Source organism: Acinetobacter calcoaceticus (assembly GCF_900520355.1).
In the GTDB taxonomy this organism is placed as follows: domain Bacteria; phylum Pseudomonadota; class Gammaproteobacteria; order Pseudomonadales; family Moraxellaceae; genus Acinetobacter; species Acinetobacter calcoaceticus_C.
Genome location: NZ_LS999521.1, coordinates 3,630,189 through 3,653,916, shown reverse-complemented (window position 1 = coordinate 3,653,916; position 23,728 = coordinate 3,630,189). Strand labels below are relative to the sequence as shown.

At 39.7% G+C, this 23,728-nt stretch carries 22 protein-coding genes, 4 tRNA genes and 1 riboswitch; of the genes, 22 read left to right on the top strand and 4 right to left on the bottom strand.

Annotated elements, in window-relative coordinates; genetic code table 11:
* Positions 1-9: 9 nt before the first annotated feature.
* Both thiC and AC2117_RS17480 read right to left on the bottom strand, forming a co-directional pair.
* Complete coding sequence (thiC, locus tag AC2117_RS17485) at positions 10-1,887, bottom strand: phosphomethylpyrimidine synthase ThiC (protein ID WP_133975753.1); 1,878 nt, start codon at positions 1,885-1,887, stop codon at positions 10-12.
* An 88-nt stretch (positions 1,888-1,975) separates the two neighbouring features.
* A riboswitch (TPP riboswitch) is annotated at positions 1,976-2,110 on the bottom strand.
* Positions 2,111-2,144: 34 nt separating this feature from the next.
* Positions 2,145-3,230 carry a hypothetical protein gene (locus AC2117_RS17480; protein ID WP_227549212.1) on the bottom strand — a complete coding sequence of 362 codons (1,086 nt, stop codon included), beginning with the start codon at positions 3,228-3,230 and terminating at the stop codon, positions 2,145-2,147.
* Between the two features lie 109 nt (positions 3,231-3,339).
* On the opposite strand from AC2117_RS17480, the gene AC2117_RS17475 reads away from it, so the two are divergent.
* The 4 genes from AC2117_RS17475 (at position 3,340) to phoU (ending at position 7,074) form a co-directional block, all read left to right on the top strand.
* Positions 3,340-3,921: a TetR/AcrR family transcriptional regulator gene (locus AC2117_RS17475; protein ID WP_133975751.1), complete on the top strand. Its 582-nt coding sequence runs from the start codon at positions 3,340-3,342 to the stop codon at positions 3,919-3,921.
* Positions 3,914-4,819, top strand: a complete 906-nt coding sequence (locus AC2117_RS17470; protein WP_133975749.1) for a DMT family transporter — start codon at positions 3,914-3,916, stop codon at positions 4,817-4,819. Before AC2117_RS17475 ends, AC2117_RS17470 begins: the two co-directional genes overlap by 8 nt.
* Positions 4,820-4,914: 95 nt before the next feature.
* The gene (locus AC2117_RS17465) at positions 4,915-6,246 is read left to right on the top strand and encodes a TolC family outer membrane protein (protein WP_133976425.1); all 1,332 of its coding nucleotides are present in this window, start codon (positions 4,915-4,917) and stop codon (positions 6,244-6,246) included.
* Between the two features lie 105 nt (positions 6,247-6,351).
* A complete protein-coding gene (phoU, locus tag AC2117_RS17460) occupies positions 6,352-7,074 on the top strand; it encodes a phosphate signaling complex protein PhoU (RefSeq protein ID WP_003654470.1) in 723 nt (240 codons plus the stop codon).
* Positions 7,075-7,391: 317 nt separating this feature from the next.
* On the opposite strand, the gene AC2117_RS17455 is transcribed toward phoU, so the two are convergent.
* Positions 7,392-7,661: an oxidative damage protection protein gene (locus tag AC2117_RS17455; protein ID WP_004699209.1), complete on the bottom strand. Its 270-nt coding sequence runs from the start codon at positions 7,659-7,661 to the stop codon at positions 7,392-7,394.
* Positions 7,662-7,670: 9 nt separating this feature from the next.
* Positions 7,671-9,104 carry an argininosuccinate lyase gene (argH, locus tag AC2117_RS17450; protein WP_133975747.1) on the bottom strand — a complete coding sequence of 478 codons (1,434 nt, stop codon included), beginning with the start codon at positions 9,102-9,104 and terminating at the stop codon, positions 7,671-7,673.
* Between argH and AC2117_RS17445 the strand changes: the two genes are divergently transcribed.
* The 18 genes from AC2117_RS17445 (at position 9,095) to AC2117_RS17360 (ending at position 23,599) form a co-directional block, all read left to right on the top strand.
* Positions 9,095-10,234 (top strand): sensor histidine kinase, encoded by a 1,140-nt coding sequence (locus AC2117_RS17445; RefSeq protein ID WP_133975745.1) that lies wholly within the window; start codon positions 9,095-9,097, stop codon positions 10,232-10,234. The genes argH and AC2117_RS17445 overlap by 10 nt on opposite strands.
* Positions 10,235-10,294: 60 nt before the next feature.
* On the top strand, positions 10,295-11,035 hold the full coding sequence (locus AC2117_RS17440; RefSeq protein ID WP_133975743.1) for a LytR/AlgR family response regulator transcription factor: 741 nt from the start codon (positions 10,295-10,297) through the stop codon (positions 11,033-11,035).
* Between the two features lie 101 nt (positions 11,036-11,136).
* Complete coding sequence (gene hemC, locus AC2117_RS17435; protein ID WP_042895062.1) at positions 11,137-12,054, top strand: hydroxymethylbilane synthase; 918 nt, start codon at positions 11,137-11,139, stop codon at positions 12,052-12,054.
* A 3-nt stretch (positions 12,055-12,057) separates the two neighbouring features.
* On the top strand, positions 12,058-12,825 hold the full coding sequence (locus AC2117_RS17430; RefSeq protein ID WP_133975741.1) for a uroporphyrinogen-III synthase: 768 nt from the start codon (positions 12,058-12,060) through the stop codon (positions 12,823-12,825).
* Between the two features lie 8 nt (positions 12,826-12,833).
* Positions 12,834-13,676: a hypothetical protein gene (locus AC2117_RS17425; RefSeq protein WP_133975739.1), complete on the top strand. Its 843-nt coding sequence runs from the start codon at positions 12,834-12,836 to the stop codon at positions 13,674-13,676.
* Between the two features lie 9 nt (positions 13,677-13,685).
* Positions 13,686-14,879: a heme biosynthesis protein HemY gene (locus tag AC2117_RS17420; protein WP_197730947.1), complete on the top strand. Its 1,194-nt coding sequence runs from the start codon at positions 13,686-13,688 to the stop codon at positions 14,877-14,879.
* Between the two features lie 7 nt (positions 14,880-14,886).
* A complete protein-coding gene (locus tag AC2117_RS17415; protein ID WP_003654484.1) occupies positions 14,887-15,327 on the top strand; it encodes an acyl-CoA thioesterase in 441 nt (146 codons plus the stop codon).
* Between the two features lie 194 nt (positions 15,328-15,521).
* Positions 15,522-15,848, top strand: a complete 327-nt coding sequence (locus AC2117_RS17410; RefSeq protein WP_075431230.1) for an H-NS family nucleoid-associated regulatory protein — start codon at positions 15,522-15,524, stop codon at positions 15,846-15,848.
* A 335-nt stretch (positions 15,849-16,183) separates the two neighbouring features.
* Complete coding sequence (gene gspN / locus AC2117_RS17405; RefSeq protein ID WP_133975737.1) at positions 16,184-16,927, top strand: type II secretion system protein N; 744 nt, start codon at positions 16,184-16,186, stop codon at positions 16,925-16,927.
* Positions 16,927-17,766: a type II secretion system protein N gene (locus AC2117_RS17400; protein ID WP_133975735.1), complete on the top strand. Its 840-nt coding sequence runs from the start codon at positions 16,927-16,929 to the stop codon at positions 17,764-17,766. The genes gspN and AC2117_RS17400 overlap by 1 nt, the downstream gene beginning before the upstream one ends.
* A gap of 41 nt (positions 17,767-17,807) precedes the next feature.
* Positions 17,808-20,075, top strand: coding sequence for a type II secretion system secretin GspD (gene gspD / locus AC2117_RS17395; protein WP_133975733.1), 2,268 nt, complete (start codon positions 17,808-17,810; stop codon positions 20,073-20,075).
* Positions 20,076-20,119: 44 nt separating this feature from the next.
* Positions 20,120-20,749 carry an FHA domain-containing protein gene (locus tag AC2117_RS17390; protein WP_133975731.1) on the top strand — a complete coding sequence of 210 codons (630 nt, stop codon included), beginning with the start codon at positions 20,120-20,122 and terminating at the stop codon, positions 20,747-20,749.
* Positions 20,750-20,814: 65 nt separating this feature from the next.
* Positions 20,815-21,483, top strand: coding sequence for a phosphoglycolate phosphatase (locus tag AC2117_RS17385; protein ID WP_133975729.1), 669 nt, complete (start codon positions 20,815-20,817; stop codon positions 21,481-21,483).
* Positions 21,484-21,592: 109 nt separating this feature from the next.
* Positions 21,593-23,086: an anthranilate synthase component I gene (gene trpE, locus AC2117_RS17380; RefSeq protein WP_133975727.1), complete on the top strand. Its 1,494-nt coding sequence runs from the start codon at positions 21,593-21,595 to the stop codon at positions 23,084-23,086.
* 98 nt (positions 23,087-23,184) lie between these two features.
* A tRNA-Thr gene (locus AC2117_RS17375) sits at positions 23,185-23,260 on the top strand.
* Between the two features lie 54 nt (positions 23,261-23,314).
* Positions 23,315-23,398, top strand: a tRNA-Tyr gene (locus AC2117_RS17370).
* Between the two features lie 37 nt (positions 23,399-23,435).
* Positions 23,436-23,511, top strand: a tRNA-Gly gene (locus AC2117_RS17365).
* Between the two features lie 13 nt (positions 23,512-23,524).
* Positions 23,525-23,599: transfer RNA gene (locus tag AC2117_RS17360), tRNA-Thr, on the top strand.
* The last annotated feature ends 129 nt before the right edge of the window (positions 23,600-23,728 follow it).

Below are 23,728 nucleotides of genomic sequence, written 5' to 3'. Positions count from 1 at the left end.
TTTGAATATTTACACTTTATGATACAGTTTTTGACCTTGTTCTTGATAAACCTCTTTCATGGCTTTGAGGCCTTCTTCAACCTCTGAATTACTATTAGTGAGGTTGTTGGCATAGTCACGAACATTCTGGGTGATTTTCATCGAGCAGAACTTTGGTCCGCACATTGAGCAAAAGTGTGCAGATTTGTGAGCCTCTTTCGGTAAGGTTTCATCATGCATGCTACGAGCCGTGTCAGGATCTAGACTTAAGTTGAACTGATCGTCCCAACGGAATTCAAAACGTGCTTTTGACAAGGCATTATCGCGAACTTGCGCACCTGGATGTCCTTTAGCAAGATCAGCAGCATGGGCTGCAAGCTTGTAGGTAATAATCCCGTCTTTAACATCTTTTTTGTTTGGTAGGCCAAGATGCTCTTTCGGTGTGACATAACAAAGCATTGCTGTGCCGTACCAACCAATCATGGCAGCGCCAATTGCAGAGGTAATGTGGTCGTAACCCGGAGCGATATCCGTTGTTAAAGGCCCAAGTGTATAGAATGGGGCCTCTTTACAAACTTCTAGCTGCAAGTCCATGTTTTCTTTAATCATGTGCATTGGCACGTGACCAGGGCCTTCAATCATGACTTGAACATCATGTTCCCATGCACGATGAGTGAGTTCACCGAGTGTTTTAAGTTCACTGAACTGTGCTTCGTCATTCGCATCTTGAATACAACCCGGACGTAAGCCATCGCCTAAGCTAAACGAAACATCGTAGGCTTTCATGATTTCACAGATTTCATCGAAATGAGTGTATAGGAAGTTTTCTTCATGATGTGCTAAACACCACTGCGCCATGATTGAACCACCACGAGACACAATACCGGTCAAACGGTTTGCGGTGAGTGGCACATAGCGAAGCAATACACCTGCGTGAATCGTGAAGTAGTCAACGCCTTGTTCAGCTTGTTCGATGAGCGTGTCTTTAAAGATTTCCCAAGTCAGGTCTTCTGCAACGCCATCAACTTTTTCAAGTGCTTGATAAATTGGTACGGTACCGATTGGAACAGGTGAGTTACGAATAATCCATTCACGTGTTTCATGAATATTTTTACCCGTCGACAAATCCATAATAGTGTCAGCGCCCCAACGGGTTGCCCATGTCATTTTCGCAACTTCTTCGTCAATTGAAGAACCAAGCGCTGAGTTACCAATGTTGGCATTAATTTTAACCAAGAAGTTACGACCAATAATCATTGGTTCAAGTTCTGGATGGTTAATATTCGCAGGAATAATGGCGCGACCTTCAGCAACCTCTTGGCGAACGAATTCAGGTGTGATTTCTTTTAAGTTTTTTGCACCGAAATTTTGTCCAGGATGCTGGCGCGTATCCACACCTTCACGCTGGCGCTGATTTTCACGAATTGCAATATATTCCATTTCAGGTGTGATAATACCTTGCTTGGCATAGTGCATTTGAGAGACATTTTTGCCAGCTTTGGCACGGCGCGGGTTTTGAATGTGGGCAAATCGAATGTCTGCGGTACGGATATCTTTTAAACGTTCTTGACCAAACGTTGAAGTTAAACCAGAAAGTACGTCAGTATCGTTACGTTCTTCAATCCAGTTTTGGCGAATTGAAGGTAAACCTTTGTCTAAATCAATTTGAACATTTGGGTCGGTATAAACACCTGAAGTGTCATAGACCATAATAGGGGGATTATGTTCGCCACCAAGACCAGTAGGGGTATCGGTGAGAGAAATTTCCCGCATTGGAACCTGAATGTCAGGGCGAGAGCCTTCAATATAAACTTTTTTTGAAGCGGGTAAGATGCGAGTTAAATCTTTTGCATCTTGTTCATGTTGCGCTGAAATTTCAACAGAAGAGAGATTCGTTAACTGGTTCATTACATGATCCTTATGAATAACATCAACGAATCAAGCACGACCAAAAACGATGGCGGATTTATCTTTACTAGATAAATTTGAGGCTTTAGTTTTTAGATGGCTTGATTCCTACGCAGGTCTTAACCTGATCAGGTTCAACGGTACTTGTGATCAAACTTGTGTTGCGATGACACAGAATTTACACAATCTCAGCGAGCTATTACTCGCGCTCCGTCAAGCGAATTACAGACTAACATGATTTAGGTTGGCTGGCATTGTCAATTTGTATCTATACAAACGGCATCTATATGGCAGTCGCGATAGACTTCCGTGTTCCATGGGGAGTCTAATTTTAATAACTGCTCAAGTTGTTCATGTGTAATCTGATAATTTGATTTTTTATCGCCATTCTTGTCAGTTGAATCTATTTTAAATTGTGCTTTGCGTTCCTCTACAGGCGTGGCAATAAATTTAAGAAATTGCTGGGCAGGTTTCGCTAAACTCGACTGGTTTTGTGTAGATAGAAAACGGATTTGCTGAAGCGCATCTTTATCAAACCATGTGTTCGGCGCATATTCATCTGACACGGGCGTATTGTCTAAGCCAAAGAAAATAAAATAGCGATATTCGTTAAAGAGTAATTTGGCATCATTAATAAAGTGGCTCTTGGGATATTTTTGAATAAATTTTTCCCAAAAAAGTGCTCGTTCAGTGAGCTCTTTCCATGAAACAGCCAAAGCACCATCGTTATAGAAAATATCCTGATTGTCTTTCGCCATGCGAGTTAAAAACTCTTTTTGGTCAACTGGTAAGGCTTTAGAAAAAACATCAACCAGATAGTTGGGCTGACGTCGATAGGTAAACATACCTTCGCCTTGATAAAGGAGGTCAATATAGGCTTCACCATTATGTTGAAGTAAGTATTGGTCACGTGGACTAAGTTGGTCGAATAATTTTTTCTGGCTTTGGATGACTTTTTTAGGGTCTCGTTGTTTTTGTTCTAAAACAGCATAGCCAAAAGCTTCAAACGCTCTGGCTGTTTTGTCAGTGTAGTCTTGCTTAAGAAAACGTTGATACATGGTAGTTGATGCATCCATCAGCTTAAGCTGTTCATCATTCTTCAAAGATGGAACACACGTTTTCAGCTTCTCGTTAATTTGATTTAAGTCTTCTATTTTGCTGGTTTGATTGATTTTCTGCATTGCGGCATTGATCTGTATGCAGCTGTTATCTGGTTTGTTTACAGGCTTTTGTTCAGCTGATTTCTGCTCTTTTGCGACAGCTTGATCTTGTTGCGATGTCTTATTGCAGCCAACTAAAAGTAGTGCACTGCACATACTCATCATTAGAACTTTTTTCATCATTGTATTTTTATCGAAGTGAACATTGATCAAATTATAACTCGGAAAAAGATTGCATCATTGTTAGAAATCTTTATTATTAGGTAGATCGGTCTACTTAAAAAATAAAGCTATGAATGATAAATCTGCAAGACAGAAGATTCTCGATGCTGCTGCAACTTTGTTTTATAACGATGGTATTACTGCAACAGGAATTAATTCGGTTACGGCTAAAGCAGATGTCGCTAAAATGTCGCTTTATAATAATTTTTCTTCAAAAAGCGAGCTTGTCGATGCCTATATTGCTACGCGGCATCAAGAATGGCTTGATCTCTATCAAAACCGTTTAGAAAAAACAAAATCATCTAAAGAAGCTATTCTAGCCGTGTTTGATGCCTATCAAGACCATGCAGAGTTTGCCTATGAAAAGGGCTTCAGAGGGTGTGGATTATTAAATGCTGCGGCAGAGTTTCCAGCGAACAGTGTAGGTCGAAATGCGGTAAGGCAGCATAAAGAAGAAGTCGAGGCCATTGTTGCCGAGCATTTAAAAAAATTAATACCAGACTTGCAGCGTGTTAGCTATGTCGCTACGCAGCTTTCCTTTCTTTTAGAAGGCTCTATGGCAAGAGCTGGGTTGGAAGGCAATAGTCGTCAACTCCTATTAGCAAAGCAAATGGCGGACGATTTTCTAAAGAGAGAATGCCCACATGATTAGCCTTATTAAAAATAGTAGTTATGGCGGCACAATTGCGATTTTAGTTGCCTCTGTTTTATGGGGAACAACAGGTACTGCTGCCGCATTTGCACCAACACTTGGTCCACTCGCTATTGGTGCTGTGGCTATGGGTGGCGGTGGGCTTTTACAAGCCTTGGTTGCTTCACAGGCGATACGGGAAAACCGAAAATTTATAAGAGAAAATCTTTCAATACTGCTTTTAGGTATTGTGGCCGTTGGTATTTATCCCTTAGCTTTTTATTCTTCAATGCATTATGCAGGGATTACGATCGGCACTGTGGTTTCTATTGGTTCAGCGCCACTGATCGCAGCCATTTTAGAACGTTACTTTGATCGTAAATCTTTATCGAAAATTTGGTTTTTAAGCTTCATTTGCGGTGTGCTTGGCGTAACAATGTTGTCGATGGGGGAAAGTCATGCGGTCCAAGAGGGTACAAATGAATGGAATAAAATTTTTGGTATTTTTCTTGGGCTTGTCGCGGCTACAACTTATTCACTTTATTCATGGGCTGCGAAAAGATTAATAGACCGAGGTGTCGCGGCTAAAGCTGCAATGGGCATGATTATGGGTGGTGGCGCAGTGATTTTGCTTCCAACTTTATTGGTTACAGGTGGAGGGTTGTTGCAAAGTTCAACAAACTTACTTGTTGCTGGTTATATGATGCTGATTCCTATGTTTTTGGGTTATTTACTTTTCGGTTTTGGTCTAAAAACAGTAAATGCTAGCAAAGCGACGACCTTAACTTTATTTGAACCTTTAGTCGCTGCGATTTTTGCCATTGTGTTGGTGGGTGAGCATATTTCATGGGTGGGTTGGATAGGCATGTTTTTGATTTTTACTTGTATTTTAATATTGTCAAAAACCGAGAACGCTTAAAAAACTAAAACTTTTAATGGCTTGAGTTTGATTCGAATTTTTCTTAGTCTTAAGGGCAAGTTTTATCGTTGATTTGAACAATGAAAATAAAATTAATGGTCGCTATGGGCCTTTGGAGTTTTGCATCTTCAGGTTTTGCTCTAGATTTGGTTGAAGCTTATGAGCGCGCAAAACAAAATGATCCGACATGGCAAGCCAATCAACAACAATTTGAAGCAGATCAACTTAATTTAGGCTTGGCAACAGGAGCTTTATTACCAACGGTCACATTGTCTGGAAACATTACCCGTAATCGACAAACTGTAAAACGTTCAAACTTTCCGGGCGTTGACCAAGAAGGGCTTTCAGATGCTTTGGTGAGTAATACTTCAACGACTCGTCAAGCGACTTTAACAGCACGCCAGCCACTATTTCGAATGGATGCTTGGGAAGGTTATAAGCAGGTTAAAACTTCGGTTGCTTTAAGTGAAATCACTTTAAGACTGCAAAAACAAGATCATGTGTTAAATGTAGCAGAAGCCTATTTTAATGTGCTGCGTCAGCAGGCATTGGGGGTTGCATACATACAAGAAGAAAAAGCTTTGCTTGAACAGCTCAATATGATGAATGCCAAACTCAAAGAGGGTTTAGTGGCACGTAGTGATGTGAGTGAAGCAAATGCTCAATATCAAAATGCCAGAGCCAACCGTATTTCAACCAATGTTCAATTACTTTTAGCCCAAGAACAGCTTTCTGAATATATTGGTTCTTATCAAGATAAACTTGCTGTACTGCGAAGTGATTTCACTTTTCAAAAACCTTATCCAGCCCAGATTAATGATTGGCTTTCTTTGGCGCAGCAAAAAAACTTAAAGATCCAGCAAGCCCGATTACAGCAAAAATATAGTGAAGATCAGCGCCGTGTAGAAAAGGCCGCGCTTTATCCTCAAATTGATGCTGTTGCAAGCTACGGATATACCAAACAGACCCCAGAGACACTCATTTCGACTGATGGAAAATTTGATCAGGTGGGTGTGGAAATGAACTGGAATTTATTTAATGGTGGGCGCACCAGAACATCAATTAAAAAAGCGACCGTAGAAGCCAGTAAAGCTCAGGCTCAACTTGATGCGGCCATTCGCCGTGCCAATGTCGATGTGAAAAGTGCCTTTATGCAGGTCGATACCGATCAAGCAAAACTCGAAGCAAGAAAAGCTGCCATGGATTCGTCTTCTTTAGTTTCCCAAGCTTCAAAAGCGAGTTATAACGAAGGCTTGAAAAGTATGGTTGATGTTTTATTAGCACAGCGTAATGCTTTTTCGGCAAAACAGGATTATCTTAATGCTCAATATGATTATTTATTGAATGTACTTCGTTTAAAAGCTGCAGTAGGTCAGTTAGGTGAAAAAGATCTAGTCGAGCTAAATAACTGGTTAACCTATCAGTAATAAAATGCTTTTATCTGAATTTTAATTTTGTCATAAAAACTTAATGATTGCTGTGTTCTAATGCTCAATCATTTTATTCCTGCGCCATCATGTTGGAGGCTTCCCTTGAGTCCAAGTAATCCGGTGTTAAGCCATCATATTTCTTCTCAATTTAATGAAGATTTGCAAGATGTAAACACAAAGTTTATGACCATGGGTGGCTTGGTCGAACAACAGGTCGCAAATGCAATTCATGCTTTGCTTGATACAGATGCAAATTTAGCAATTGACGTTCAGTTTAAAGATAACGCAGTTAATCAATATGAACGTGATATTGATGAAGGCCTTACGTTAATTTTGGCACGTCGTCATCCTGCAGCGATTGACCTACGTATGGTTATTGCAATGAGCAAAGCTAATACAGACCTCGAACGTATTGGTGATGAAGCTGCAAAAATTGCACGTATTGCACAAAACCTCTGTGAAGAGGGCGGCTCCCCACGTGGCTATATGGAAACCCGTCATATTGGTAACCAAGTTCGTGTCATGATTCATGACGCGCTTGATGCTTTTGCGCGTTTAGATGCAGATCAGGCTTTACGTGTGCTTTTAGCCGACGCGGACATTGACCGCGAGTATCAATCAGCAACGCGTACATTAATGACGTATATGATTGAAGACCCGCGTCATATTGCTCGTGTAATTAATGTGATGTGGGTTTTACGTTCTTTAGAGCGTATTGGTGACCATGCCCGTAACATTGCTGAGCAAGTCATTTATATGGCAAAAGGCTTTGATGCTCGCCATACTAAAATTGAAGAAATTGAAGCTAAAGTCCACGAAAAGTAATTTTGAGCTGAAATATTTAAAGGCCTTGTTTGAAACAAGGCCTTTTTTTTATTTGTTTAAAAATAATAGATAAAAAAATGTCCCGAACTTTGGGGGGAAGTTCAGGACAGAAAATCAAGTACATTAAGAGAAAACACGACAGGGATCGTGGCCTTCTTGCTATAAATTGATATTAAGTTCTTCGCTTTTTTATGTCATGTAGAGTCCTGTTCGCTCTATGTAAGGCTTTTTATGCTTGTGTAAGTTTCACGTAAAAAAAGGCAGGTCTATGTATATAGCCCTGCCTTTTTAATGATGAGTAAGCTAAAACAAACCGATTATTCTGGTTTCCAGCCTTCAGCTTTTTCTACGCTCTCATCATTGTTGAAGAATTTTTCACGTTGTTCTTCAAGAAATTTCTTCGCATCTGGTTCAAACACATTTAAGCGCTTTTCATTAATCAGCGTAGTTTGGTGTTGTAACCATTCTTGCCATGCTTGTTTAGAAACATTTTCAAAAAAATCTTGGCCTTTAGCACCAGGAAAAGGAGCGAAGTCTAGACCTTCCATTTCCTTTTGATATTTGCGGCAAAATACTTGTCGGCTCATGTTTTATCCTTAAGCGTATAACTGTTCTAAACGTGTATGGGCACGAGCAATCGCAGCTTCAACCTGTTTTGGTGAAGTTCCGCCAATATGATCACGTGCATTTACAGAAGCTTCTAGTGTTAGAGCTTTATCAAATACATCTGCTGTAATTAAGTCTGAGAATTGTTGTAATTGCTCAAGCGTTAATTCAGATAAATCTTTTTCTTCAGCTACGCCTAATGCAACTGCTTTACCTACAATTTCATGCGCATCACGGAAAGCAACGCCTTTTTTCACTAAATAGTCAGCTAGATCGGTTGCAGTTGAAAAACCACGAAGTGCAGCTTCACGCATGATTTCAATATTTGGAACCAATGCAGGAATCATGTCTGCGAAAGCCATGAGTGAACCACGAACCGTATCGATCGCATCAAATAAAGGTTCTTTATCTTCTTGGTTGTCTTTGTTGTAAGCCAACGGTTGACCTTTCATGAGCGTAAGTAAGCTAATTAAGTCACCAAATACACGGCCTGATTTACCACGGATTAGTTCAGGAACATCTGGGTTTTTTTTCTGTGGCATGATTGAAGAACCAGTACAGAAGCGGTCAGGAATATTTACAAATTTGAACTGTGCAGAAGTCCAAAGAATCAGTTCTTCTGACATACGTGATAAGTGCATCATAATTAAAGATGCAGCTGCATTAAATTCGATGGCAAAATCACGGTCAGATACAGCATCGAGTGAGTTTTCACATACAGCTTCAAAGCCTAATAATTCTGCTGTGTAAGCGCGGTCAATCGGATATGTTGTGCCGGCAAGAGCGGCAGAACCAAGTGGCAGACGGTTGACACGTTTACGGCAATCTTGAAGACGCTCAGAGTCACGCACTAACATTTCAAACCAAGCCAGCAAGTGGTGACCAAAAGTCACGGGCTGAGCAGTTTGTAAATGTGTGAAGCCCGGCATAATTGTATTTACATTTTTGGCAGCCAAGCCTAACAAGCCTTTTTGTAGGCGCTTTAATAATTTTAAAATGTCATCAATTTCATCACGTAGATAAAGACGAATATCGGTTGCAACCTGATCGTTACGGCTACGACCAGTGTGTAATTTTTTACCTGTAATACCAATACGTTGAGTCAAACGTGATTCAATGTTCATGTGAACATCTTCAAGATCGATGCGCCATTCAAAGGTTCCAGCCTCAATTTCTGAGCGAATGGTGCTTAAACCTTCAATAATGTCATCGCGTTCTGCTTCTGTGAGTACGCCAACTTTCGCAAGCATGGTAGCATGCGCAATAGAACCCGCGATGTCTTGTTTATAAAAACGCTGGTCAAACTGAACAGAGGCGGTAAATTCGGCTACAAAAGCATCCGTCGCTTCAGAAAAACGACCACCCCACATACCTGAGGTTTGGTCTGGGGTTACTGAATTAGGGGGATTTGAAGATGTGGTCATGGTGGCTCAGTAAAATAAAAAAGAGTATATCACTTGCCGAAGCTCAACAAACAAAGTTGTTTCCTACAGCATACCGAAATCAAAATTCCTCCTATTTTTTTACGAAAAACGGGCGTTGGCAACACTTATTCGAATTAATTATCGCAAGTAACATTTTGGCACTGGTTTTGGCACTGGCTGAAGCCCAGTCATGGCAAGCATTAAGCGGTGGACGTCTTTTACAATACATCGTTTTTATTAACTGGATAATATTGTCGTTTTTTGCCTTAGTTGAACGCTTTCAAGGTTTTTTTAGCAGTTTGCGTCAAGAATTTGCCTTGGCTATCGGTTTTGTGATGCTGCAAGGCATTGTTGTTTTGACGACCTTAATGAGTAATTTTTTTCAGTTTGGTCTTTTAAATAAGCATGCTTCTTTAACACAGAACTGGAGCATTTATTTTACCAATGTGCCTTTATATCTAAGTTATGGAATATTGCTGGGGGCTTTCTGCTTACGTTATCTATATGTCAGAGAACAGTGGTTGCATCAACGATATGCAGAATTAAATGCCCGTATTCAGGCCATGCAAGCACGAATTCATCCTCATTTTCTATTTAATAGTTTAAATAATGTGGTGAGTTTAATTGCGATAGACCCAGACAAAGCAGAAGGTATGTTGATTAGCCTGTCACGTTTATTTCGCGCAAGCTTCCAAGAATTGAAATTGGTGAGTCTGCATGAAGAAATTGAGCTGAGTAAACAATATTTAATGATTGAGCAGGTGCGTTTGGGAGAACGTTTAAAAGTAGAGTGGAAAATTGAGCTTTCACCTGTGCAACTGAAACAGATCACTATTCCTTTATTGACATTACAACCCTTGTTAGAGAATAGTATTTTTCATGGGGTAGAACCAATGTTGGGCAAAGCAACCATAGGGGTATTGGTTGAAATATTGCAAAATCAGGTCAGTATAGTCATTACCAACCCATATACAGACGATACAATAAATTCACGGAAAGGGCATGGAATCGCGCTTGAAAATGTAAAACAACGCCTGAAAGCATATTATGGGAATTCCGTAAGATTTCAGGTTTATAAAGGTAAAGCCTTATATACCACCATTATGAGCTATCAATATCAAACAAAATAATAAGTTAGTCAGAGTTAACCATAAAAAAATGGATCAAGTTAACGGTGACAAGGAGGATGAATGAAGGTGCTGATTTGTGATGACGAACCATTTGCAGTGGAGCGATTATCACGTTTAGTTTCAAAGATGGGACATGAAGTTGTATCAACAGCTCATCATGGACAAGAGGCCTTGGAACAGGCGCGGCTTCATCAACCGGATGTAATCTTACTTGATATTCAAATGCCAGGTATGAATGGTCTTGTCTGCGCAGAACAGTTAAGTCAATTCAATCCACGACCTGCTATCGTATTTTGTACTGCCTATGATCAACATGCATTGGAAGCATTTAAATCTCAGGCTCAAGCTTATCTTCTTAAACCCATTGATCCTCAAGAACTTGAACAAGTTTTTAGTCAACTGACTCAACTGACTCAAGCACAGCTCAATGCTTTGCCACAACATGATTTTTTACATGATCTAAAAACACAACGGCATCAAATTGCCGCAAAAACCTATCGTGGAGTTGAGCTGATTCCTGTTGAAAATATTTATTATTTTTTAGCAGATCAGAAATATGTCACGGTGCGTCATCAAAATGGCAGTGTATTAATTGATGAAACATTAAAAGAGCTTGAAACCGAATTTGCAGATCAATTTATTCGTATTCATCGCAATGCATTAGTTGCGGTTGCCTATTTAGATGGATTGGAGTTGGTCAGTTCGGGACAATATCAGGTTCGATTACGTGGTTTAGATGAACGACTTTCGGTGAGCCGTCGACATTTATCTATGCTTAGAGACCGGATTCATCAGCTCTAAACTTAAAAAGAGTTATCTTGGACGTGCGAGATTTTACTTGCATTTTTAAGGGATCAAGTTAAGTTTAGGGTGTATTGTTTGACCAGCCCATGCTTGAATTTATGAAAACCTTGAAAATTGCTACACGACAAAGCCCACTTGCTCTTTGGCAGGCAGAATATATTCGTGCCCGATTACAGGAGCTTCACCCCGATTTAACGGTGGAGTTGGTTAAGTTTGTCACGCAGGGCGACAAAATTTTAGATACGCCTTTAGCAAAAATTGGTGGGAAAGGGCTGTTTGTTAAAGAGTTAGAAGCAGCACTTTTAGATGGGCGTGCAGATTTAGCTGTACATTCAATGAAAGATGTTCCGATGGCTTTGCCAGAAGGTTTAACCTTGGCGGTCATTTGTGAACGTGAAGATCCATTAGATGCTTTCGTTTCAAATCAATTTGAAAAATTTGCTGATCTACCTCAAGGTGCAAAAGTTGGTACATCAAGTTTACGTCGTAAATCTCAGATTTTAAAACAACGCCCTGATTTGCAAATTATTGACTTGCGTGGAAATGTTGGAACACGTTTAGCAAAGCTAGATGACGGTCAGTATGACGCGATTATTTTGGCCAGTGCTGGTTTGAAGCGGTTAGGGCTGTCAGAACGTATTCGTCATTGTTTAACACCAGATATTAGTTTGCCTGCGGTGGGACAAGGTGCATTGGGCTTGGAATGCCGTGCGGCTGACCAAGATGTATTAGCTTTAATTCAACCATTATTACACCAAGAAACAGATGTTTGTGTGCGTGCTGAGCGTGCTTTTAATGCTTATCTTGAAGGTGGTTGTCAGGTACCCATTGCAGGTTATGCCACACTACAAAATGGAAAAATCCATATTGAAGGGCGTGTCGGAAGTCCTGATGGTCAAACATTATTACGTGCTGAACTGACAGATGAAGCCAGCAATGCTCATCAATTAGGTGAAAACCTTGCTCGAAACTTACTTGATCAAGGTGCTGGCGAGCTATTAAAGGCTCTCTACTAAGCTATGTTGTTTATTAATACTCGACCTGATTCTCGGGCTGCAGAATTAACTGAAGTTTTGCAAAATGAAGGTTATCAGGTTGAGTCTTTACCTCTTTTAGAACTCGTTGCTAAACCCTTTTCCGAACATTTACTTCAGCTTTATCGACAATTAGTTAAGGCACAAGCTATCGTTGTAGTGAGCCCAACCGCTGTTGATGTGGGGATGAAGTATTTACTGCAAAGTGGTTTAAAGCTCAGTGATTTAAAACATATTCAGTGGATTGCCGTTGGGCAGTCAACGGCCAATTGTCTAAATGAGTATGGAATAGAAGCGCATATTCCAGATGTTGAAACTTCTGAGGGGATGTTAAATCTACCTATTCTGCATCATATGAAGCAGGCCGGTAGCATCGCTTTTTGGCGGGGAGAAGGTGGACGTCAATTTATGATGGAGACTTTGCAGCAGCAAGGAATTCAGATTTTAAATTTCGTTTTATATCATCGGCAGTGCCCAGAAACTTCATATTCCACATTCAAACATCTAACACAGAATTCAAATTATAATTTAAATAAATGGCTGGTCTTAATTACGAGTGAGGCGAGCTGGAAGTATTGGTTAGAGCTTTGTTCAAAAAATAATATAAAACCTGATTGTGTATATTTGGTTTTAGGACCACGTCTTTTTCAAATTGTTAAAGAATATCGCGATCAGCAACAGGCTCATTTTCACATTATTCAACTTGAAAATTTATCGCCTTCGGGGATGATTCATCACATTCAGGCATTATAAGGATTCGTATGAGAAAACTTGTTTCTATCATTATTTTACTGGGCGTGGCTTGGTTGGCTAAGCTCAGTTACGATATGTGGCAAATTTCTCGTACTGTTCCTGAGCTTAAGCAAAGTCTGCTTCAATCAGAACAGCACTATGCCAATCTAAATGATCAATTGGTTGCTTTGCAGCGACAATTACAGAATCAGCCCGTAAATATAGGCAATAAACTGAGTCCAGCCAGCAATTTAGAAGCTCCACCGATGGGGATTGCTCCTACAGTTTTAATAAAACAAAAATTGGATTTAATTCAATTTGCAATTGATCAGCAACAATTGATTTATGCAGTTGATCAATTAAACCAATTGCAGCAATCCGTTGTGCATTATGAAATTGCTCCTGCATTGCAACAAAGCTTAAATCAATCGCTTGAGCAGGATAAGCAGGCAGTTCAACAATTTACATTGGCTCAAAATCAACGCCATCAATTGATTGACGATTTATTACAGACGATTGATAAAAATATTCAGCAAGCTTTAGCTCAGCCTAAACTTGAGATGGATCAATCAGAGGCTGTATCTTGGTGGAAAAAATGGTTCCGTATAGAAAAAGTAGAAAACCCATCTATTAATTTAATGAATCGAAGTGTAGTGCTCAAAGAAGTTCAACTAAGATTATTAATTGCTGAACAGGCACTCAATCAAGGGAAAATGACAGAGTTTCAAAATGAGTTGCAATCTGTGATGCAAAAGTTAGATGAAATGCCTGATGCAACCAGTCAGCAGTTAAAAAAACGTATTGCTAAAGTGGCACATTTATCGGTAGTGCCTGTTCCTAAATTATCTACACTTGGTCTAATTGGCTCATAAGGAGGAGATATGAAACACCTCCTGTCGGTTTATTTCGTAATTAGCTTAATACTCTTTGCAGCTTTAGCTTTATTTAGTTATGGCTATGGAATAGGGTATGTCTATATCTACTGGCGACAATTGCAGTTGCAAACAAATGTCTGGGGATTAACCCTTGCTTTTGTGGTGATGAGTTTTATTGCTCAACTCATATGGCTTTGGGTTAAACGATATTCCTCTCGTGAGCAAAGAAAAAATGAAAACATTTTCCAGTTTAAAAACCTTCATCCCTATGAGCAATTAGGTATTGTTTGGTTATTAGAAGCCGCCGAAGACCAACGTGTATTTATTGAACGTGTTTTTACTCAATCAGGACTTTTAAAAAATATTATTGATGCCAGATTTCTGGTTTTAAGTGGAGATTATCCAAAAGCATTAACTGCTTTAGATCAATCACCGCCCATGGCATTTGAATTGGCAGAGTTAGAGCGAATCGAAATCTTTTTAGCCCAAAACGAAGCTGACCGTGCATTAACTCATCTCGAATTTTTATACCAGCATCAGTTATCACCTTGGCTTGAGGAAATAGAAACTGCCTACCAGCAAAGATTAACTGCGTTATGGGGGCAATTAGCGCTGCAACATCCATGGGTATATTTACGGTCAATGAAGTATGGATTATTAGATGCTGAGCACCGTGATTTATGGTTGCAGCAACTTCTTCAGCAGTTTGATCAAGCTTCAATTGACGACTTGCATGCCTTGCAACAACGTTATCTAGATTTAGAGTCTGAGATTCAAACTCGACCTTATAGTAGTAAGTTGTTATGGCTCAAACTATTAGCGCGTATGCCTGATATGAGCATGCAGCATGCCGCCTTAACACTACACCTATTAAAAGAGCAGTTCGATCCAGAAGTATTTTACCTGTGGTTTCAGCAACAGTTGCTTAAACAGGTTCCAGACTATGCTGATGTCGAAGAAAAAATTATCGAATTTGAAAATCAATATATGAATTTGCCAGTTTTAACTTTTGCAAAATGGCATGTCTATATGGCAACCGGACGTCAAGCAGAGGCTGAAACATTATTAACATTATATCCAGATAATATTTTAATGAGCTATTTGCGTATTAAGTCTACCCTTAAAGAAGATGAAGCGTTAATCAATCAGTTAAACCTAATCTTTGAAAATGATGCGAATTTTTTAAAATTTAAAATATGAGGCAAAAATGAAAGAACTGTCTGTCTACCCGATAATATATGAACAGAAAGTAGCGTGGGGAGATATGGACGCTTTTGGTCATGTCAATAATGTACAATATTATCGATATATTGAAAGCTCACGTATTTTATATATGGAAGCGATAAATATATTAACGCCACAATTATATACCGTTGTAGCCTCAAGTCAGTGTAAATACTTAAAGCCAGTTTTTTATCCTGATGTGTTGAAAGTCGGTGTTCGCGTGGAAGAGCTCCGTAATAGTGCGTTCCGTATGGCTTATATATTATGGAGTGAAACACAACAACAAATTGTGGCTACTGGTGAAGCTGTTATGGTATGCGTAGATAAATTAACAGAACGGAAATGTGAAATACCTCAGGAAATAAAACAAAAAATTATAGAGCTAGAAAAAACTGTTGGACATGACTTAATACATTTATCTTAAATAAATATTAATTAAATATATTTCATTTATAATTAATAATGTAATTAAAAGGTAATTTTTTTGGTTATTCTGATGAACACGGCTTTCAAACTATTGCTTATTGAATAGATTATAAATAATATTGGTCTTGATTTTATGTTTTTAAATTTTGTCTGTATTATTTTGAATTGTCTGTAAGACTGGAGTATTTATTAATGAAACCGGATATCAGTGAATTATCTGTTGAAGAGTTAAAACGTTTACAAGAAGAAGCGGAAGCTTTAATTGTGAGTAAAAAAGATCAAGCAATCGAAGATGCTTATAATCAAATTATCGAGATTGCTGAAAAAGTTGGCTTTACTGTTGAACAGCTTCTTGAATTTGGTGCTCAAAAACGTAAGAAAACTACACGTAAATCTGTAGAACCTCGTTACCGTAACAAAAACAATTCTGAAGAGACTTGGACTGGTCGTGGTAAACAACCACGCTGGTTAGTTGCTGAAATTGAAAAAGGCGCAAAACTTGAAGATTTCTTAATCTAATTGTATTGCTCATAATAAAAAGCCAAGCAAATCTGCTTGGCTTTTTTTATGCGTGAAAATATCTAAAATTTTGTAGTAAATATTATTTAAAAAATTGAGTGCTTAAATTCATTTTTAAATAGATTGTTGAGATCAAATGTACACTTAGTAAGTTGATTAGCCAGTTTTCATGATTTTGTCATACGTTCAACTTATAGTCTTAATACAGAAGCCAAGCCTGATTGCTTGGTTTTTTTATATGAAGTGAATTGGCGATGTTGAAAAAGTATGCATAATGTCAGACTAGGGAGCTACTCTCAAAATAAGGACGATAATTTGCATGTTGGTAAGGCTGAATGAAGAAAAAGTCTAAGCAATGGAAGTGGTGGTTATTTGCCCTCATTGCATTTTTAATTTTTATTATTTTACAGATCCCCGCGACGTGGCTTATTTCTAAATTTTCAAAGAATAATCAAACTCTACACAATGTAAGTGGAAATATCTGGCAAGGCCAAGCAGATTGGCGGCGCGGTACTTTGAGAGGCTCGATTCATTGGAAAACTAGACCTCTTGACATGTTTTTATTAAGGTTCGCGGCTGATGTAGATATCCATAGTGGAAATACCCAATTATCTGGGGTAATGGCTTATGGTATGGGTAAAAAAGTACTTGTAAGGACAATGAATGGTCAAATCGCGCCTGAAACATTAAAACAAGTTGTGAACTGGCAATGGCCTGTGAACAGTATCCAGTTAAAAGATATTGATTTTAATTATAAAAAAGAGCAAGGTTTCGCCGCAGTTGATGGCCAATTGCATTGGGGTGGTGGTGCTTTAATTTATAATATTGGTGACCGTCAAGACCGAATGAATATGCCTTCTTTAAATGGGCAATTAACGGATCAAAATGGTCAATTACAGATAGATATACGTGATCAACGCAGTCAAAAAATGGCAAACCTTTTATTAGATGCCAATATGATGCTTGATGTGCAGCTTACACAAAGATTATTACTGAATATTCCATCTTATGATGGGAAAGCTGGTTTAGATACATTTGTCATTAGTTCTCGCCAACCTTTGATGCAAGGGGGTAACTAATGAAAGTATGGATTGAAAAATTACAGCAACTACAATGGCAAAAATTAGATCGGCTAAGCGTTATTGTATTCGCCTTTTTAATTTTATGGCTATGCTGGAAATTGGCTTCATTATTTTGGTGGGTTATTGCACCTCCTCAAATGATGCAGTTCGATCGGGTAGAGTTAGGATCACAGCAGCCACAAATTCCTAACATTAGTACTTTTTCGCTTTTTAATGAACCTTCAGCCAATGCAGCTCAGGAAAATGTCAACCTAGAATTGCAAGGTGTGATAGTGGGTTATCCGAACCGTTTTTCTTCGGCTGTTATTAAGCTTGATAATACTGCTGACCGGTATCGGGTGGGTGAAACAATAGCCTCTACCTCCTACCAGCTAGCAGAAGTTTATTGGGATCACGTGATATTGCGTCAAGGTAATGGAAGTACGCGTGAGCTTCAATTTAAAGGTTTGCCAAATGGGTTATATCAACCACCTAATCCAGAGGTATCCCCAGCAAATCCGCCGACCGCTACTCAACAGGCACCTTCGGCTAATAGTACTCAAGAAGCGCTTGGACAGGCTATTCAGCAAATGCAAGGTAACCGTGAACAATATCTACGTGATATGGGCGTAAGCGGGAACTCAAGCGAAGGTTTTGAAGTTACAGAACGTACACCCATTGCGCTTCGAAATAAGTTAGGTTTAAGGCCGGGTGACCGTATTGTTTCTTTAAATGGTCAAACGGTTGGGCAGGGACAAACGGATGTGCAGTTACTTGAACAGGCTCGTCGAGCTGGGCAAGTGAAATTAGAAATAAAACGTGGTGATCAAGTGATGACCATACAACAAAATTTTTAGTGATAACACGTCACCATAAGAGTTAGGAAATATCGCAAGTTATGGCTTTTTTGAATCATCAACGTCCACTTTGGGCATTACTTGCAGCAGCCCCATTGATTGCGACAGTGAGCAGCAGTGCCTATGCCCAGACATGGAAGATCAATTTACGTGATGCTGACTTAACTGCATTTATTAATGAAGTTGCAGACATTACTGGGAAAAACTTTGCAGTAGATCCGCGAGTGCGTGGCAATGTCACCGTAATATCCAATAAACCCCTCAATAAAGATGAAGTTTATGATCTATTTCTTGGGGTCTTAAATGTAAATGGGGTAGTGGCAATTCCCTCTGGGAACACCATTAAACTGGTGCCGGATAGCAATGTTAAAAATTCAGGAATTCCTTACGATTCTAGAAATAGACTGCGGGGTGATCAAATCGTCACTCGAGTGATTTGGCTTGAAAATACCAATCCAAATGACTTAATTCCCGCACTTCGCCCTTTAATGCCTCAATTTGCGCATATGGCTGCAATAGCAGGCACGAATGCGCTGATTGTTTCAGACCGAGCTGCGAATATATATCAACTTGAGAATATCATTCGTAACCTCGACGGTACGGGGCAAAATGATATTGAAGCTATTAATTTGCAATCGAGTCAGGCAGAGGAAATCATTACTCAACTTGAAGCAATGAGTGCAACAGGAGCTTCGAAAGATTTTAGTGGCGCACGTATCCGTATTATTGCAGACAATCGAACGAATCGTATTATGGTTAAAGGTGATCCTGAAACACGTAAGCGCATTCGCCACATGATTGAAATGCTAGATGTGCCTTCGGCAGACCGTTTAGGGGGCCTAAAAGTTTTTCGATTAAAATATGCAAGTGCAAAAAATTTATCAGAAATTTTACAAGGCCTTGTAACAGGACAAGCAGTTTCTTCGTCAAATAGTAATAATTCTTCTAACTCGTCGAATCCGATCAATAATTTAATGGGTAATAACCAAAATTCAGGTTCAACAAGCTCAGGTTCAAGTGGTACTTCAATTTCTACGCCTTCAATAAATTTGAATGGTAATTCAAATAGTAATAATCAGAATAATATCAGTAGCTTTAACCAAAATGGTGTAAGCATTATTGCGGATAATGCCCAAAACTCATTAGTTGTTAAGGCTGATCCACAGTTAATGCGTGAAATTGAGTCTGCTATCCAGCAGCTTGATATCCGCCGTCAGCAGGTACTCATTGAAGCAGCGATTATTGAAGTTTCTGGGAAAGATGCCGATCAATTGGGGGTGCAGTGGGCACTTGGTGATATTAATAGTGGTATAGGTTTAATTAACTTTACCAATGCAGGTTCTAGTTTGGCATCGCTTGCGGCAGGTTACCTAACTGGCGGTGCCTCTGGTCTAGGAAGTGCAATTGGTGCGGGTAGTTCAATAGCACTAGGTAAATATAAAGAGGGTGCAGATGGTTCTCGTCAACTTTATGGCGCTCTAATTCAAGCATTAAAAGAAAATACAGCTTCTAATTTATTGTCTACACCATCTATTGTGACAATGGATAATGAAGAAGCTTATATTGTTGTAGGTCAGAACGTTCCATTTGTAACGGGGTCAGTTACTACGAATAGTACCGGTATCAACCCATATACAACTGTTGAACGTAAAGATGTGGGGGTGACATTAAAAGTTATACCTCACATAGGTGAAAATGGCACAGTTCGACTTGAAATTGAACAAGAAGTTTCAAATGTTCAGGCGAGTAAAGGTCAGGCTGCCGATTTGATTACCAATAAACGTGCTATTAAAACGGCTGTATTGGCTGAACATGGACAGACGGTGGTTTTGGGTGGTTTAGTATCTGATGATGTTGAATTTAATCGCCAAGGAATACCGGGATTAAGCAGTATTCCATACGTAGGTAGATTGTTCCGATCGGATACTCGAAGTAATATCAAGCGTAATCTACTTGTCTTTATTCATCCAACAATTGTGGGTGATGCAAATGATGTACGCCGTTTGTCTCAGCAGCGCTATAGCCAACTTTACAGCTTGCAATTGGCGATGGATAAAAATGGCAATTTTGCCAAACTGCCTGAACAGGTTGATGACGTCTACAATCAAAAAATGACGCCGCCAAGTATTGCCTCTCAGCCAAAAAATTATCAACAGGTTCCTTCTGGTGGCAAAAGTACAACAGTCATTACACCAGTTACTGTAGAGCCAGCAGTGCAAAAGCAAACTTTACAGTTACCTGACCCTGAGGTGAACCGTACTAAAAATACGGTAACAACAACGACATTGCGTCCAAGCACAGCACCATAGTAGCGTGTTATTATTGAGAAAATGATGGATTAGGACACATAGGCATGACTTGGAAATTACAAGCAATTACTGGTGAGTTTACTGGACAAGAAATTAACATTGATCGCGATATGTTGGTGGGGCGCCATCAAGATGCCGATTTATTATTACAAGCAGCTGAGATTTCACGTCGCCATGCAGCTCTGCTTTTAAAAGACCAATTACTTTGGGTTCAAGACTTAAACTCTTCGAATGGTACATTTGTAAATGACATTCGTATTGAGCAAGAGAAGCAATTGCATGAGGGCGATATTGTTCAATTCGCTAGCTTTAAATTCTCTGTGTTTGCACCTGCACAAGAAGTTGCTGATTTACCCGAAATTGAAGCAGAACCTGTAAATGCGGCACCATCTCAAGATTTAAGCGATCAAGGGATGCCAAGCCTTACAGAGCGTGCTGCGGAAATAGAAGTGAGCCGCGATGGTATGCCGCAAAATATTTCTATACCGAAACCTGCACCTATTCCCGAAGGTATAGATGTTAAAGCACAGCAGCCACAAGCGCCTGTTAGCTTTGATGAGCCTATTTCTCGTGTTGCTGAAGAAAAAGAGCAACAGAAGAATGCCTCAGTTGGTTTAATCACTATTATTATTTTAGTAATTTTAGCTTTATTAGCATGGTTATTCTTTAAATAATCTGTTGGTGCTTTTACAATCAAGGCATGCTAAACGCATGCCTTTTTAATTTTGAGAAGAAGAAGATGTCTGTTGCACAACTAAGTAAGCGCGATTTAATTTTATTTGATCTAGATGGAACACTGGTTGATTCTGCTGCTGATTTATATAGATCAATGAACCTAAGCTTGCAAGAATTAGAATGGCCTTTAATAACAGAAGCCCAGATACGAGCATGGGTCGGTAAAGGAGTGTCTAAACTCTGTGAAAGTGTTCTGCTGCATATTTTTGGAAAATTAGACGCTGAACAGCATAAAGTCCTCTTACAGAAATTTGTGGATGTATACGGTGTAGAGCTTTGTGTGAATACTCAAATTTATCCTGGAGTAACTGAGTTTTTAAAGCACTGTAAAGCTTTGAATATACATATGGCATGTGTTACCAATAAACCTGTGCAACTTGCTCAAGGGTTAATTAATGCATTAGAACTTTCTTCTTATTTTCAAGTTGTACTTGGGGGAGATAGTTTGCCAGAGAGAAAACCACATCCCTTGCCTTTGTTGCATTGTATGCAAAGTTTAAAGGTATCTGCTTCGCACGCGCTCATGATTGGTGATTCAAGTAATGATATTGAGGCGGCGCGCCGTGCGGGAATTGATTGTATTGTGGTTAGCTATGGCTATAATCATGGAGAAAATATCTATGATTGCCAACCTCAGCAAGTGGTTGATAGTTTGGCTGAGTTAATTATCTAATGAGTGAAATGGAGATCAGCATGAATAAGCGTATGGTTTTTCGATGGCGTGTCTAAATCGAAACTAGAAAAACACCGTTTTAAATCGAAACCATATTAGAGAAAAATTCATGACCACATTAGCGCAATTTGAACAACTTAAGGCATCGGGTTACAACACTATTCCAGTTTATCGCCAGCGTTTGGCAGATACGGAAACACCTTTATCTGTTTTTGCTCGTTTTAAGGAGCAAAAACAAGCTTATTTATTTGAGTCGGTTGAAGGTGGTGAAAACTGGGCGCGCTACTCTATGATCGGTTTAGGCGAATCGACAGTTTTTTCATGTAATGCAGGGGTCTTGTCTGTACAGCATGCTGATGGCTCAATTACACAAGAAGATTGTCTAGATCCATTTCAATATATTCGTGAATTTCAGAAGCAATTTACAGTGCCACCAGCCGAGCTTTTGCCAGCATTACCAAGTTTTACTGGCGGGCTAGTGGGTTATTTGGGCTATGATGCAGTTCGTTATATTGAGCCACGCTTAAAGAATGTACCTGCGGCTGATCCAATTGCTTTACCAGACTTGTGGTTGATGCTTTCAAAGACAGTTATTGTCTTTGACAACCTGAAAGATACATTATTTTTAATTGTGCATGCGGATACAACGCACGCACATGCTTATGAAGATGCACAGCAAAAATTAGATCAACTGGAACAGTTATTGGCTACACCAGTGAGTTTGCAAGCTAAGCCGCATACACCGCCTCATTTTGAATCGATTACGGGTAAAGCGAAATTCCTTGAGACCATAGAAAAGGTTAAAGAATATATCCGTGCAGGTGATGTGATGCAGGTTGTTCCGGGCCAGCGTATGGTTTCGGACTTTGATGGTGAGGCTTTGCAAGTTTACCGTGCTTTACGTCATTTAAACCCTTCACCATATTTGTTTTTGGTACAGGGTCAAACTATTACAGATAACAAACCATTCCATATTGTAGGATCATCGCCTGAAATTCTTTCTCGTCTGGAAAATGGAATTGCGACAGTTCGCCCGCTTGCTGGTACCAGACCACGTGGAAAAACTAAAGAAGAAGATATCGCTTTAGAAAAAGACTTACTTTCTGATGAAAAAGAAATAGCAGAGCATTTAATGTTAATTGACCTTGGTCGAAATGATGTCGGTCGAGTTTCTAAAATTGGTAAGGTTAAAGTGACTGATCAAATGGTCATCGAGCGCTATTCGCATGTCATGCACATTGTGTCAAATGTACAAGGTGAGGTGCGTGATGATATTGATGCACTAGACGTGTTTAAAGCAACTTTCCCGGCAGGTACTTTATCTGGCGCACCGAAAATTCGTGCAATGGAAATTATTGATGAAGTTGAGCCTGTTAAGCGAGGCGTTTTTGGTGGGGCGGTGGGGTATCTAGGTTGGCATGGGGAAATGGATATGTCGATTGCAATCCGTACGTGTGTTATCCGTGATAAGAAGGTATATGTGCAGGCTGGAGCAGGCTTGGTTGCCGATTCAAACCCTGAATCAGAATGGAATGAAACACAAATAAAAGCTCGCGCAGTGATCAAAGCGGTTGAATTATCGTCAAACGGATTGATTTTATGAGTTTTTAGCAGTTTTTTTAAAAAAACTGCTTGCATCGTTTGGAAGTTTTGCTAAACTGCACACCGTTCCGATACGAAACGTACGAAACACTAAGAAACGCCGGCATAGCTCAGTTGGTAGAGCAACTGACTTGTAATCAGTAGGTCCACAGTTCGAATCCGTGTGCCGGCACCATCTTAAAAGTGTAAAGTTGTTGAGTGGAGAATAACACTGAAATAAGTGTGAAGTGGTGAGATTCCCGAGCGGTCAAAGGGGGCGGACTGTAACTCCGCTACGAAAGTTTCGAAGGTTCGAATCCTTCTCTCACCACCATTAACTTCGATTGAAGTGCTAAGTATACCAGCATCGTGCGGGAGTAGCTCAGTTGGTAGAGCGGCAGCCTTCCAAGCTGCATGTCGCGAGTTCGACCCTCGTCTCCCGCTCCATCGAAGGATAATCGCTCTTATAGCTCAGTGGTAGAGCACTCCCTTGGTAAGGGAGAGGTCTCGAGTTCAAATCTCGATAAGAGCTCCAGATACAGTTTAGTAGATTTTCTACAAAGATTTAAAAAGCAGGCTTATTAGTCTGCTTTTCAAGTATTGGGTGTTTGATTTTTTAGGCGATATGTCGATGCTGAGTTCGGCTCAGAGTGGTGTTCGACGT